Raw genomic sequence first — 12,754 nt, forward strand, 5'->3', positions numbered from 1 at the left:
AGCGTGCCGGCGGTCGCGGCGTACCGGCGAGGGTTGGGAGGCCGACGAGTCACTCGACCGCGATAGTGAGTTCGTGGAACTCGTTTCCGGTCCACTCGTGGGCGGTCATCCCGCCGTCGGGCGAGCAGATGAGATAGACGTAGCCCGGCCACGACGCCTGTTCCCGGTCGGTCGCGCTCGGGACCGGGTCGGACTCGGGGTGCGAGTGGTAGAAGCCGACCGCGTCGTCGCCCGCGGACTCGACGATTTCGATAATCGAAACCGTCTCCTCGGGGTCGAGTTCGTAGGCGACCCGCGGCTCGTCGGCGACGTTCGAAACGGGGTGAGCGGCGGTGACGGTGCGCGCGTCGCTGTCGCCGGCGAGGACGCCGCAGACCTCCGCGGGCGGGTCGGCGGCGGCACCCTCGCGGGCGTGCGAGAGAATCGAGCGTCGCGCGTCGTCTGCGAGGGCGAGCCTACTCGAAGTCACGGCGCATGGCGATTTCGAACCACGGGCAGAGGCGCAGTTGACGGTACCACTCGGGGTGGTCGTGGAGGTGCTCGTAGTCCACCCAGAGCATCCCCGCGATTTCCTCTTCGTCGGGGTCGAGCGTGGTGTCTTCGAGGGTGACCTTCAGGACGGCACAGACCTCCCATTCGAGGCCGGCGTTCTCGTAGTAGCGCTTGTACTCGAACTTGTCCGTGACGCGGAGGTCGGAGTACTGGTCGGGCGAGATGCCGAGTTCCTCTTCGAGGCGTTCTTCGGTGGCTTCCTCTTGGGTCTGTCCCTCGACGGGGTGAGACGCGACGGTGCCGTCCCAGGAGGTGTCCCACAGGCGCTTGTTGGGCGCGCGCTGGGCGAGGAGTATCTGGCCCTCCTCGTTGAACACGAGGCAGGTGAAGGCGCGGTGGCGGATGCCGTCGCCCGTGTGGGCGTCGAGTCGGTTGACCGTCCCCTCCGCGTTGTCGTCGGAGTCGACGGCGATGACGTCCTGCGCTGCGTTCTTGTGGAGTTCAGTAGCCTCGTCGGCTGCTGCGTTGCTCATGTGCCTTCCGTCGGAGTCGGGGGTCAACTAAGCTTCGATGCGAACCGCGGCCCACGGGCCGACGGCGGCGCACCGTCACCCGAGACGCTCGTCGAGAATCAGGCGGGTTTTGGTGCTCTTCACGTCGTCGTGCTCCCGGGCGCGGGTGATGAGGTCGTTGACGGCGCGGGTGTCGGCGGCGTCGACGACGAGGACGATATCCTCCTCGCCGGAGACCTGCCAGACGAAGTCGACGTCCTTCCAGTCGGCCATCAGCTCGGACACGTCGTTGGTGTCCACGTCGACCGCGACGGTCACCTCTATCATCGCCTTCAGGTTCCCCGTGCGGGTCGAAATGGTAAAGCGCTCGATGACGCCCTCCTCGACCAACCGCTCGACGCGGTTTCTGACGGTGCCCTCGGAGGTCCCGACTTCGGCCGCAATCTCCGTGTTGGGGGTCCGAGCGTCCCGTCGAAGGATGTCGAGGATGCGTCGGTCAAGCTCGTCCATATCTCACGTGCCGCGCCCAGCGACTTACCGATTACGAATTTCGTAACTCGACTTCGAAAGTAACACTTATGCACCCGTGTTCCGTTCGTTTCTCGTAATGTCGGACGCCTACCTGGCGCTGGAAGACGGACGCGTGGTCGAAGCGCGTGGCCGTGTTCCGGGCCGCACACGCGGTGAACTGGTGTTCACAACCGCATATACGGGATACGAAGAGAGTCTGACCGACCCTTCGTACGAAGAACAAGTTCTCACCTTCTCGTACCCTCTCATCGGGAACTACGGCGTCCGAGCCGAGCGATTCGAGTCCGACCGGGTCCACCCTCGGGCGGCCGTCGCACGTGAGTTCACCGAGGAAGTCGTCGAGTGGCTCGCAGACGAGGGCGTCCCGGCGGTCGACCACCTCGACACGCGCGACCTCGTCACGTCCATCCGCGAGGAGGGCGCGATGAAGGTCGGAATCGCCGTCGGCGAGGACGTGACTCCCGAGGACGCGAAGGAGGAACTCGCGCAGTGCAAGGGCATGAGCGAGCACGTCGATATCGGCGCACAGGTCACCACGACCGAACTGACGACGTACGAGGGCGACGGCGACACCACCGTCGCGCTCGTCGACTGCGGCGCGAAGGGCTCCATCGTGGACTCCCTCGTCGACCGCGGTGCGACGGTTCACGTGCTCCCCTACGACGCGGACGCCGAGGACGTGTCCGCGCTCGAACCCGACGTGCTGTTCATCTCGAACGGCCCCGGCGACCCCGAGAACTACACCGCAACGCGCGAACTCGTCGAGGAGTTCGCCGGCGAGGTACCGCTGGCGGGCATCTGCCTCGGCCAGCAGATCGTCGCCAGCGCGCTCGGCGGCACCACCGAGAAGATGGCTTTCGGCCACCGCGGCGTCAACCAGCCGGTCCGCGACCTCCAGACCGGCAAAGTCGTCATGACGACCCAGAACCACGGCTACACCGTCGCCGACCCCGGCGACAAACTCGACGTGACGCAGGTCAACGTCAACGACGACACCGCGGAAGGCCTCGCCAGCGAGGAACTGAGCGTCATCACGCGCCAGTACCACCCCGAAGCCCACCCCGGCCCCCACGACTCGCTCGGCTTCTTCGACGACGTGCTCGCCATGGCGGGTACAGAGGGAAACGAGCATAAGCCCCGAGTCGTCGCCTCGGACTGACCACCGCGACCCCGACCGACCCGATTTCCGACTCTAGACGCCCCGGTCGATTGCACCCCGACCGTCGGCGTCCGAACACCGATTTTCTCCGATTGTCACCCCGCGAGCGACGCGTCGTAACCCGTCCATGAGAGAAACTGTCAAACGGTTTCACGGCGTATTATAACCTATAATGGACGACGTATCGCTCATCGAACGCGGGTTCGAGGAGTTCCCGGCGACGATTGCCCTCCTCGACAGGCGTGGCGACATCGTCTACACGAACCGGGCGTGGCGGACGTTCGCCGACGCGAACGACTACGTCGGCGACCTCGATTCGACCGGCGTCAACTACCTCGACGTGTGCGACGCGGCCAGCGAGACCGACGAAATCGCGGGCGTCGTCGCCGACGGCATCCGCGCGGTGCTCCGCGGTGAGCGCGACCTCTTTACCGTTGAGTACCCGTGTCACTCGCCCACGGTCTACCGGTGGTTCGCCCTCCGCGTCGTCCCGATAGACACGCCGAGACACGGGAACTTCGCGCTCGTCGCTCACTTCGACATCACCGACAGACGGCTCGCGGAACTGCAGGTCAACGAGAAGAACGAGCACCTCGCGGCGCTCGTCAGCGTGCTCGCCTCGGAACTCAAAGCCCAACTCGCGTCGGCCACCGCGTCCGCCGAGCGCCTCGCCGCGGTCGACGGCGACGACGCGGTGGCGCTCTCGGAGAGCCTCTCGCGCATCGACTCGCTCGTCGAGTGGAGCATCGGCATCGCCGAGCAACCGAGCACAATCGACCTCGCGCCGGTGGACTTCCGCGAGCACGTCGCGCAAGCGCGGGCCGTCGCGTCGCTCGACGGCGGGAGCGGCGCCTCGATTCGGGTCGTCGGCGACGGGTCGCTCTTGGCCGACACCCACCTCTTCGGGCTGTTCTTAGTCGCGGTGCTCACGAACTGCTTCGAGCGGAACGACTCACCCGGCGCGTCGTTCAGCGTCGTCGTGGGAACGACTGCCGATGGGTTCTACGTCGACGACGACGGCCCCCATCCGTCTCCGGAAGAGCGCGCGGCGGCGACCGCGGATTCGAGCCAGTTGCTCGGCGTCGACTACGCCTCCCCGCATCTCCCGACGGCGCGACGAATCGCCGACCTGCACGGCTGGCAGTTCGACGTGGGAGACTCGGAACTCGGCGGGGCACGCTTCGAAGTCCGCGGCGTCGAGTGGAACTGACCGACGTTCGGTCGTCGTCGAAAACGGCGAACCGCGCGCCAGTCAGGAGAGGTCCGCTTCCATGACGAACGTCGGTTCCTCCGCGAGGTCGCTCCGGGCGAGCGACGCATCGGAAATCCACTCGATGCGCTCGGGGAGCAGGACGCGCGTCCGGTCCGCGCCGACCGCGGCGGCGTCGCGTCGAACCGCGTCCAACAGCGACCCGCAGGCCGACGCGTCGTCCCACGCGGCGACCGCGTACTCGGCCCACGTCACCTCGCCCTCGCCGTCGAGTTCGCGCGAGTAGGTCCGGTTTCGATAGGTGAAGCCGGTCGCACGGTCGTCGCCGACGACGAACAGCCGGTCGTCGGCCGCGGCGTCGTGGAGGCGGTCGCGGGTCAGTTCGGAGAGCGCCCACGACTCGACGGGGTCGAGCGCGAGCCCCGACAGTTCGGTCCGCGCCTCGCTCCCGGTCCAGTAGGCCCACGCGGCGTCGGCGTCGTCGCCGACCACCGCGTCCGGTTCGGCGGTCGCGTCCGGCTCGGGCGTCGCCCAGCGGAACTCGATGCCGGGGTCGAATCCGACGGTGCGGGCGTTGGCGAGACTCGGGACGTTCCACGAGTGAATCATGTTGCGGACGCGGCGCGCCCCCCGCTCGCGCGCCCAGTCGAGAAGCGCGTGCGACAGCCGGGTGGCGAGGCCCTGCTCGCGGTAGTCGGGCGCGACGCGCATACCCTGCGCCCAGCCCTCGTACTCCGAGAGCATGACGACCTGCGCGATGGCGGCCACGTCGTCGGAGGGCGTCTCCTCGCCCATATCGACGAGGAGCGTCGCCTGCTCCAACTCGCCGGGGGAAATCCAGTCGTGGTAGATGTCGGGGATGTAGTCCGACCCGCCGCGGTCGGCCCACGTGTCGCGGGTGAACGCGGCGACCGCGTCGTAGTCCTCGGGTCGCGCGGGTCGAATCTCCATCAGGTCACTCCCACGGGACGGAGCGCTGGGTCAGCTCGCCTTCGAGGTTCCGGCCCATCGCGTCGGTCGGGTCCGCGAGGTTGGCGAGCGACCACATGAGCTTCACCTTCGCCGTGCCGGGGAGCGTGTCGCCCGCCTCGACGACGCCGGCGTCGAGCAGGTCGCGCCCGGTGTCGTAGACGCGGTCGCAGACGCGGCCTTCGAGACACTGCGAGGTCATGGCGACGACCGTGCCGTCGTCGACGAGTTCCTCGAACCGCGGGATGAGGTCGGTGTGGACGTGGCCGAGGCCCGTCCCCTCGATGATGACGCCGGCCTTCCCGTCGAGGTAGTCGAGCGCCGCGGGGTCCATCCCGGGCGTGAACTTCACGAGTTCCACCTCGGATTCGATGTCGGCGTGGAGCGCGAGGTCGGCCTCGCCGCGGGGGGCGTAATCGCGGCGGAACGTGACCTCCTCGGCCTCGTAGTCGACCTCGCCGAGCGGCTTCGCGCCGACGGTCTCGAACGCGTCGCGCCGGGAGGTGTGATTCTTGCGGACGCGCGTCCCCTCGTGGAGCGCGCAGACGTCGTCGGACTCCGAGCCGTGCATGCAGATCATGACCTCGGCGGCGTCTGCCTTCGCGGCCTCGACGGCGCAGACGGCGTTCATCACGTTGTCCGAGGAGGGTCGGTCCGCCGAGCGCTGACTGCCCGTGAAGACGATGGGCACGGGCGTGTCGAGCATGAACGACATCGCCGACGCGGAGAACTGCATCGTGTCGGTGCCGTGCATGACGACGACGCCGTCGGCCCCGGCCTCGATTTCCTCGGCGATGGCCTCGGCGAGGTCGACCCACACGTCTGTCGTCATGTTCTCCGAGAGGATGTTGGCGACGACGCGGCCGCGGTAGTTCGCCCGCCCCGCGAGGTCGGGGACGGCCCGGAGCACGTCCTCGGCGTCGAACTGCGCGGTCACCGCGCCCGTGCGGTAGTCGACCGTCGAGGCGATGGTCCCGCCGGTCGAGATGAGCGAGACGGTCGGGAGGTCGTCGTCGAACTCGATTTCGGAGGTGCCGTCGCCCTCGGACTGTGCGTCTTCGATGTCGTACACGTCGGTTTCGAGGACGTCCACGTCGGCTCCCTCGCGGGCGATGCCGACGTTGTACCCGCCGTCGAGTTTGACGACGAGGTGGTCCTCGGTGGAAGACGGCATGAGCACGCCTTCGTTCGTGACGTCCGCGCGGGTGACGCGGACGCGGTCCCCTGCGTTCATATCGCGGGATACCGTGGGGGCAGACTTCAAACCCACCTTTTTACCGTTCGGGGTCGCCGGAGGCGACCCACTCACGGTAAAAACCTGGAGGGAAAAACGCCGAGTAGCTCGCTTCGCTCGCGACTCGGGACGACAACTGAGGGAGAACCGAATCGCACGGGCGCAACGAATGAGCTGTCTGCGCCCACGACATAACGGACACAAGACATTTTAGCCGACCGGGTGTCTGCCAGCGTATGCTTCCCACGATACTCCTCCAGTCGCGCGGCGCAGGCGCGCTCGTAATCGGCCTGCTGTTTTTCCTCCTGTACCTCGGGATGGTGGTGTGGACGTACCGCGACGCGAAGCGACACAGCAGTCACCCGGCGTTCCTCTGGGCCGTCGTCGTCTTTCTCGCCCCGCTTCTGGGAATCGTCCTGTACCTCATCTTGGGTCGGGGTTCGTAACCACCGCGTCGCGCCTCCTTTTCGACGAGAATCTATCGCGCCGGCACAAGAGCCATCAGGCTCGCCCGCGACCCTGTACACATGCAACGGTCGGACCAACGAGAGTCTGAGCAGTCCGTCGACGACCTGCTCTCCGGAGTGAGCCGCGAGAGCGACGAGGCGGCGGAGACGGGTCGGTCGGCGTCGTCCGGCGGCGGTCGCCTCAGCGGGCTGTTCTCCCCGCGCGTGTTCCTCGCGGCGCTCTTGCTTTCCGTCGGCGGCCTGCTCGTCGGCGGCGCGATTCCCATCGTCGGCTTCATCGGTCGGTTCGTCGGCATCGCCGCCGCCGGCTTCCTCCTCGGCCTCGTCGGGTCGAAGCGACACTACACGGAGGTCGTGCTCGCCGGCGCAATCGCCGCCGGTCTCGCGTTCGTCCTCTCGACGCTGTTCGCCGTGTTCGCGCCCTTCGCGGTCCAACTGCTCGCGGACTACGGCGTCGCCATCGCGGGCGTCGGTGCGGCGAGCGGCGGGCTCGCGGGGCTGGTCGGGCACTACTTCGGCCGCGACCTCAGAAACGGCCTGACACAGGAGCTGTAGGCGTCAGTCGATTCGCCAGCTATCGCCGTTGTGGGCGACGAGGTCGCCTTCAGCGAGGTGGTGAAGCGCGCTGTCGACGACCGCGGGGTCCGCGTTGAGGTCCTTCGCGATGCCGCGGACGGTGTTCGAGCCGTTTGCGAGCGCGGCGAGAATCTCCGCGTAGAACCGGCTGTCGGCGTCGACGCCGAGACGGTCGTTGAGGCGGTCGAGCACGTCGGTGATGCGGCCCTGCACCCACCGCTGGGCCAAGGAGAGTTCGTTGTCGAGTTCCTCCAGTTTCCCGAGTTCGCGCGCCAACTCGGAAACGTCGTCGCTCCCGGCGTTCTCGACTTCGAGCGTCACGTGCGGACAGCGCCCGGCCATGTCGAGGCTCGGACTCGGCGGGTAGGCGCTCTTCGCGCCGAACCCGTACGGCGAGACGTTCACCTCCAGTCGGAGGTTCCGTGAGATGTGGAAGTACTTGCGTCGCTGGTCGTCGGTGCGCGACTCGATGAGCCCCGCGTCCTCCAACTTTCGGAGGTGGTCGATGACGGCCTTGGGGCTGACGCCGAGGTACTCGCTGATCTCGGTGACGTAGCACGGTTTGTGCGAGAGCAACCGCAGGATACGCCGGCGGTTTTCGTTCCCGAGTAGGTCGAGCAGTACCGCGGAGTCCATTACGAGGTCATAGACTGCGGGCGGGGAAAAGCCTGACTCATGTGATACTCCGCGCCGTCGTGCGATTAGCGATTGTGGCTCGCGGGGCGCTCACGGGTCCCCTCTGGGGAGTCCGGGAGGCGGTCGAACGCCCGCGACGCGAGGAACACCGCGAGGAACGAGAGGGCGACCGTGATACCCGCGAGGAGCGCCCCCGCCTCGTACTTCAGCGGCGGGTAGTAGCCGAAGCCGTAGTCGAACACGTCGTTGACGAGCGCGAGCGTGAGGGCGAACCCGAGCGCGCCCTTCGTGGTCGCGCCGTACCGCGGCACGACGAGGGCGAGCGCGAGAAAGCCCGCGTGGGTGAGCATGATGCCCCAGTAGTCCCAGAGCGCGGCCCCCGAGAAGCCGATGTAGAGGTCGGGCCGGAGGTTGAGCGCCACGACCGTCCAGACCCCGTACTTGACGAGCCAGACGAACGCGAGCGTGTGGAGGTACGCGAGCGGTCGGTTGACCGGGGCGTCGGCGACGCGGCGACCGAGGTTCGGAAGCAGCGTCGCGGCCGACAGCGTCATCAGCGCGAGGGCGGTCGGCGAGTCACCGAAAAGCGGGTAGAGGAACGTCGGCAGGTCCGAGAGCGCGGGGTCGGAGTGGACGTAGAAGCTCACCCCGACGAGGAACGCGGCGGCGTTGAGGACGAGGAAGACGACGAGGCTCGGGCCGTTTCCGAGGTAGTACTCCGTCCAGTCGTCCACCGCGGCGTCGAGGTCGAAGTCGCGCAGACCCATCGCCGAGTCGGACGGCGCGCCGAAAGAAAAGGCCGTCGGGGTGGGAGCGGGGGCGGGAGCGGCGCACCCCCGTCGTCAGGGCGCGAACGCCGTCCTCTCATCTCCGTACGCGACACGTTGTCATCCCATGTCGGGAGCAAAGGACAGTTAGCCCGGCACGCCGAACGGCGACGTATGGACGCAGCACTCATCATCCTCGACGGGTGGGGTCTCGGCGACCACGACCGCCGCGACGCCATCAAGGCGGCGGACACGCCGAACTTCGACCGCTACCGCGACGCGGGAGCCTTCGGGACGCTCATCGTCGACGGCCGGCGCGTCGGCCTCCCGGACGGCCAGATGGGCAACAGCGAGGTCGGCCACCTCAACATCGGGGCCGGCCGCGTCGTCAAGCAGGCGTACACCCGCATCGGCGACAGCATCGACGACGGCTCGTTCTTCGAGAACGAGGCCATCACGGCCGCCTACGACCACGCCGACGAACACGACGGCCGCGTGCACCTCATGGGCCTCGTCTCCGACGGCGGCGTCCACTCCGACCAACAGCACCTCCACGCGCTCATCGAACTCGCCGCCGACCGCGGCGTCGAGGCCGTCACCCACGCCTTTACCGACGGCCGCGACACCAGCCCCACCGGCGGCGAGGAATACCTCTCGGACCTCGAAGCCGTCGCCGAAGAGCAGGGAACCGGCGGCGTCGCCACCGTCTCCGGGCGCTACTACGCGATGGACCGCGACCAGAACTGGGAGCGCACCAAGCGCGCCTACGACGCCATCGTCGAGCGCGAGGCGGAGTGGTCCGCCGACACCGCCGTCGACGCCGTCACCGAGTCGTACGACCGCGGCGACACCGACGAGTTCGTCGAGCCGACCGTCGTCGACGACGCGCCCGCCCTCGAAGACGGCGACTCGGTCGTCTTCTTCAACTTCCGGGCCGACCGCGCGCGACAGCTCGTGCGGATGCTCTGCGACATCGAGCCCGTCTGGGAGTTCGAGACGACGCCGCCGGAGGTTCTCATGACGACGATGACGCAGTACGACAAGACGTTCGACGTCTCTGTCGCCTACCCGCCGGAACAGCCCGAAGACACGCTCGGTGAGGTGCTCGCCGGGGCAGACATGACGCAGTTGCGCATGGCCGAGTCCGAGAAGTACCCCCACGTCACCTACTTCCTCAACGGCGGTCGAGAGGTCGAGTTCGACGGCGAGATTCGGAACATCGTCGAGAGCCCCGACGTGCCGACCTACGACCTCCAGCCCGAGATGTCCGCGACGGAACTCACCGACACGGCCATCGACATCATCGAGACCGACGACCCGAACGTGATGGTGCTCAACTACGCCAACCCCGACATGGTCGGCCACACCGGCGACTACGAGGCCGCCATCGAGGCGGTCGAGGCCGTCGATGAACAGCTCGGGCGGCTCGTCGAGCGCGTCCGCGCCCACGGCGGCCACGTCTGTATCACCGCCGACCACGGCAACGCCGACGACATGGGCACCGAAGACGACCCGCACACGGCCCACACGTTCAACCCCGTCCCGTTCGTCTACCTCGCGGCCGACCGCGACGACGAGGCGGCCGCGGAGAACGACGCCGAGGACGAAGCCGCCGAAGACGCCGCCGAGGTCGACCCCGACCACCCGCTTTCGGGCGGTCGGACCGTCCGCGAGGGCGGGTCGCTGTGCGACATCGCGCCGACAATCCTCGAACTCGTCGGCGTCGACCAGCCGTCCGCGATGACCGGCGAGTCGCTGTTAGAGTAAGTCGCCGTCGCTCACAGACTCGATTTTCGCGAACTTAGTTTCCCGTCTCCGTCCCTGTCTCCGTTTCTACGCGCCGGATTCGCCTCGGTAGCGGCGGTACGCGGTCGGCACGAGCATCGACACGCCCGCGACCGCCGCGAGCACGACGAACTCCGGGCGGACGGCTGCGGCCAGCGACTCCGTCGTGAGCGTCTCGACCGACGCGCCGGCGATGACGCCCGCGACGGCCCACGGGAGTTCCCCGACGGCGGTCCCGAGCGCGAACGCGCCGAGTCGGACGTTGGCGACGCCCGCCGCGACGGACACCACGTCGGAGGGGACCGGAAGCAGGCGGCTCGCGGCCACGCCCCTGACCGACCCCGTCTGTTCGACGGTTCGCTCGCCGACGGCGGCCAGTCTGGTCGCGCCCCGGTAGCGCCGCGCGAAGAGGAACGGCGGGACGCTCGTGAGGACGATGAGCGCCAGCGCGAACGGGACGCCGACCGGGCCGAGCCCGTAGCCGACGACGAGCGCGAGGAGCGTCGTCGGCCACGCGAGAAGCGGGCGGACGAGCGCCAACGCGCTCACGACGACGACGAGCCGGACGGGGTCGGCGGCGACCCACGCCGCGTGCGCGATGACGGCGTCTGGCGACGCGAGCAGGAAACCGGCGACGACGGCCGCGAGCGCGAGGCCGGCGGCGAGGCGCGGACGAGGCACGGAAGCTCTGGGGTCCGTCGTCGCGCCGCGATCAAACGCTTTGTGCTTCGGAGGGCTTTAGCCCGACCCCGTTCGATTGGCTCCCGAACCGTGACCGAGCCCACACGCGACGAGCGCGTCGAACTCGCGCTCGACCTCCTCGCGCACCTCGAAGCCGACGAACTCTCCCTCGCCGAGGTTGTCGACCGCATCGAGACGGTCACCACGGACCCGACGCTCACCCGCGACATCCTCGATACGGCGGAGCTACGGGGCATCATCGAGCGCGACGGCGGCCGCATCCGTCACAACCGCGGCGGCACGTTCGTCAGGTTCGAGAGTCAGGTCGTCCAGCGCGAGGGCGACTTCGACTGCCGCCGGTGCGGCGCGTCCATCTCGACGGGTCACTTCGTGAAGTTCGAGTCCGGCGAACTCGGGCCGTTCGGCTCGTCGTGTATCAGAAAAGTGCTCGGTCGGGAGTAGCGGTCGCGACCGCCGCAACCGGCCGGAACGGCTCGCTTACCGCCCGCGGCGGAGTTCTTCGATGAGCTGTTCGACCAGCTCCTGCTGGTAGCGAATCTGCTCGCTTTGGGCCTCGACGACCTCGCGGAGCGACTCGATTTCGGCGGCGAGTTCGGCGTAGTCGGCATCGACAGCACCGGCGTCGGCCGCCTCGGACTCGGCGGCCGACTCGAAGCCGGAGCCTTCGAATCCGAGGTCCGCGGCGTCGGCGACGTTGTCCGACGCCGACTCGGTCGCCGTCGATTCGGCGGCCTGCTTCGCCTCGGCCACCGCGCCGGTCGCGGACGGGGCCTCGACCGACTGCGTCCGGGCGGTCTGTTGGCTCGGCTCGGCAGGCGCGTCGCTCTCTGCGCGGGTGGCGTTCGCCGGCTCGTCGGACAGTTCGCCGGGGTTCGCGCTCAGCGGGTCGGGCCCCGCGCCGAAGTCGGTGTTGTCGCGGCCGGCGTCGTCGGCGGCGGACTCGGCGTTCGCCTGCGCCTTCTCCATCTGGACGCGGAACTCCTCGAGACTGCCGACGCCGTGGTAGTCACACAGCGCCCGCGCGAGTTTCTCGCGGACGAGTCGCGCCTCCTCGTTGGGAATCTTGAACCGCTCTTGGCGGCCGTCGACGGTGAGCACGACCGTCGTGGCGACGCTCCCCGACTCGAATTCGAGGTCGGTCACGTTGGCGTAGTGGTACGATTCGTAGTCTTCGTCCCAGACCGCGCTGCCGATGTGCCGGACGACGCGGGCGTCGGTGACGACGAACGTGAGTTCGCTGAAGCGGAACGTCTGGACGACGCGCTCGCCGTCCTCGTCGGTCACGCCGGCGGCCGCGAGCACGCCCTCGACGATGGGCTGGAGCGCGTCGTCGAGTCGCTTCGAGGACAGCGAGAACGTCTCGCTTCCGTCGAGACCGTAGTCGAGCGATATCTTCGCTTTTCGTCGCCCTTCCTTGACGGACAGTCGCTCGGCGGCGTGCGAGAATTCGTCGACGGACTCGTCCGAGAGGAGGCCTTCGGCCCGATAGACGAGCGTCCGCGTCGGAGTTACAAACAGTTCGTCCTCGCCCCCGAGGTGGACGCGCGTCACCACGTCTTCCTCTCCGAGGACGGACTGGACGATCTCCGGTTGGCTCATGCGTGTGTGCACCCGGTGTTGGGACATAAATCCGCGGGTGATTGCGCGAATCGAGTGGCGTGGTGACTCGCCCCGCGGTCGGCTGAGATGAGAAGCTTAAATACAACCAGCACAC

Annotated in this window: 15 protein-coding genes; 6 read left to right on the forward strand and 9 right to left on the reverse strand. The window is 68.1% G+C overall.

The window, feature by feature from the left end; all coding sequences use genetic code 11:
• Positions 1-49: 49 nt before the first annotated feature.
• The 3 genes from AUR65_RS10920 to AUR65_RS10930 all read right to left on the reverse strand — a co-directional run bounded on the left by AUR65_RS10920 (position 50) and on the right by AUR65_RS10930 (position 1,514).
• Entirely contained in the window at positions 50-469 is a 420-nt protein-coding gene (locus tag AUR65_RS10920; protein ID WP_058566918.1) for a desampylase, read from the reverse strand.
• Complete coding sequence (locus AUR65_RS10925; RefSeq protein WP_058566919.1) at positions 456-1,025, reverse strand: NUDIX hydrolase; 570 nt, start codon at positions 1,023-1,025, stop codon at positions 456-458. The genes AUR65_RS10920 and AUR65_RS10925 overlap by 14 nt, the downstream gene beginning before the upstream one ends.
• A 75-nt stretch (positions 1,026-1,100) precedes the next feature.
• Entirely contained in the window at positions 1,101-1,514 is a 414-nt protein-coding gene (locus tag AUR65_RS10930) for an Lrp/AsnC family transcriptional regulator (RefSeq protein WP_004042482.1), read from the reverse strand.
• A 97-nt stretch (positions 1,515-1,611) separates the two neighbouring features.
• On the opposite strand from AUR65_RS10930, the gene carA reads away from it, so the two are divergent.
• The gene (carA, locus tag AUR65_RS10935; RefSeq protein WP_058566920.1) at positions 1,612-2,694 is read left to right on the forward strand and encodes a glutamine-hydrolyzing carbamoyl-phosphate synthase small subunit; all 1,083 of its coding nucleotides are present in this window, start codon (positions 1,612-1,614) and stop codon (positions 2,692-2,694) included.
• 172 nt (positions 2,695-2,866) lie between these two features.
• Complete coding sequence (locus tag AUR65_RS10940; protein WP_058566921.1) at positions 2,867-3,904, forward strand: PAS domain-containing protein; 1,038 nt, start codon at positions 2,867-2,869, stop codon at positions 3,902-3,904.
• A gap of 42 nt (positions 3,905-3,946) precedes the next feature.
• Here AUR65_RS10940 and AUR65_RS10945 read toward each other — a convergent pair whose 3' ends face one another.
• Together AUR65_RS10945 and gatD are read right to left on the reverse strand one after the other, a co-directional pair.
• On the reverse strand, positions 3,947-4,855 hold the full coding sequence (locus tag AUR65_RS10945) for a GNAT family N-acetyltransferase (RefSeq protein WP_058566922.1): 909 nt from the start codon (positions 4,853-4,855) through the stop codon (positions 3,947-3,949).
• Positions 4,856-4,859: 4 nt separating this feature from the next.
• Positions 4,860-6,107 carry a Glu-tRNA(Gln) amidotransferase subunit GatD gene (gene gatD, locus AUR65_RS10950; protein ID WP_058566923.1) on the reverse strand — a complete coding sequence of 416 codons (1,248 nt, stop codon included), beginning with the start codon at positions 6,105-6,107 and terminating at the stop codon, positions 4,860-4,862.
• Positions 6,108-6,343: 236 nt separating this feature from the next.
• Here gatD and AUR65_RS10955 point away from each other — a divergent pair, with 236 nt between their 5' ends.
• Together AUR65_RS10955 and AUR65_RS10960 are read left to right on the forward strand one after the other, a co-directional pair.
• The gene (locus AUR65_RS10955; protein WP_058566924.1) at positions 6,344-6,553 is read left to right on the forward strand and encodes a PLDc N-terminal domain-containing protein; all 210 of its coding nucleotides are present in this window, start codon (positions 6,344-6,346) and stop codon (positions 6,551-6,553) included.
• A gap of 81 nt (positions 6,554-6,634) precedes the next feature.
• On the forward strand, positions 6,635-7,129 hold the full coding sequence (locus AUR65_RS10960) for a hypothetical protein (protein WP_058566925.1): 495 nt from the start codon (positions 6,635-6,637) through the stop codon (positions 7,127-7,129).
• 3 nt (positions 7,130-7,132) lie between these two features.
• Here the strand turns inward: AUR65_RS10960 and AUR65_RS10965 are convergent, their stop codons facing one another.
• Together AUR65_RS10965 and AUR65_RS10970 are read right to left on the reverse strand one after the other, a co-directional pair.
• On the reverse strand, positions 7,133-7,786 hold the full coding sequence (locus tag AUR65_RS10965; RefSeq protein ID WP_058566926.1) for an ArsR/SmtB family transcription factor: 654 nt from the start codon (positions 7,784-7,786) through the stop codon (positions 7,133-7,135).
• A 65-nt stretch (positions 7,787-7,851) separates the two neighbouring features.
• Positions 7,852-8,553: a DUF1405 domain-containing protein gene (locus AUR65_RS10970; protein WP_058566927.1), complete on the reverse strand. Its 702-nt coding sequence runs from the start codon at positions 8,551-8,553 to the stop codon at positions 7,852-7,854.
• A 174-nt stretch (positions 8,554-8,727) separates the two neighbouring features.
• Between AUR65_RS10970 and gpmI the strand changes: the two genes are divergently transcribed.
• Positions 8,728-10,320 (forward strand): 2,3-bisphosphoglycerate-independent phosphoglycerate mutase, encoded by a 1,593-nt coding sequence (gene gpmI / locus AUR65_RS10975; RefSeq protein ID WP_058566928.1) that lies wholly within the window; start codon positions 8,728-8,730, stop codon positions 10,318-10,320.
• 66 nt (positions 10,321-10,386) lie between these two features.
• Here gpmI and AUR65_RS10980 read toward each other — a convergent pair whose 3' ends face one another.
• Positions 10,387-11,019, reverse strand: coding sequence for a TVP38/TMEM64 family protein (locus AUR65_RS10980; protein ID WP_058566929.1), 633 nt, complete (start codon positions 11,017-11,019; stop codon positions 10,387-10,389).
• A 90-nt stretch (positions 11,020-11,109) separates the two neighbouring features.
• Between AUR65_RS10980 and AUR65_RS10985 the strand changes: the two genes are divergently transcribed.
• Entirely contained in the window at positions 11,110-11,481 is a 372-nt protein-coding gene (locus AUR65_RS10985) for a DUF5830 family protein (RefSeq protein ID WP_058566930.1), read from the forward strand.
• 36 nt (positions 11,482-11,517) lie between these two features.
• Here AUR65_RS10985 and AUR65_RS10990 read toward each other — a convergent pair whose 3' ends face one another.
• Positions 11,518-12,639 (reverse strand): DUF7115 domain-containing protein, encoded by a 1,122-nt coding sequence (locus tag AUR65_RS10990; protein ID WP_058566931.1) that lies wholly within the window; start codon positions 12,637-12,639, stop codon positions 11,518-11,520.
• Positions 12,640-12,754 lie beyond the last annotated feature (115 nt).

It is taken from the genome of Haloferax marisrubri (assembly GCF_001469875.2).
Taxonomy (GTDB): domain Archaea; phylum Halobacteriota; class Halobacteria; order Halobacteriales; family Haloferacaceae; genus Haloferax; species Haloferax marisrubri.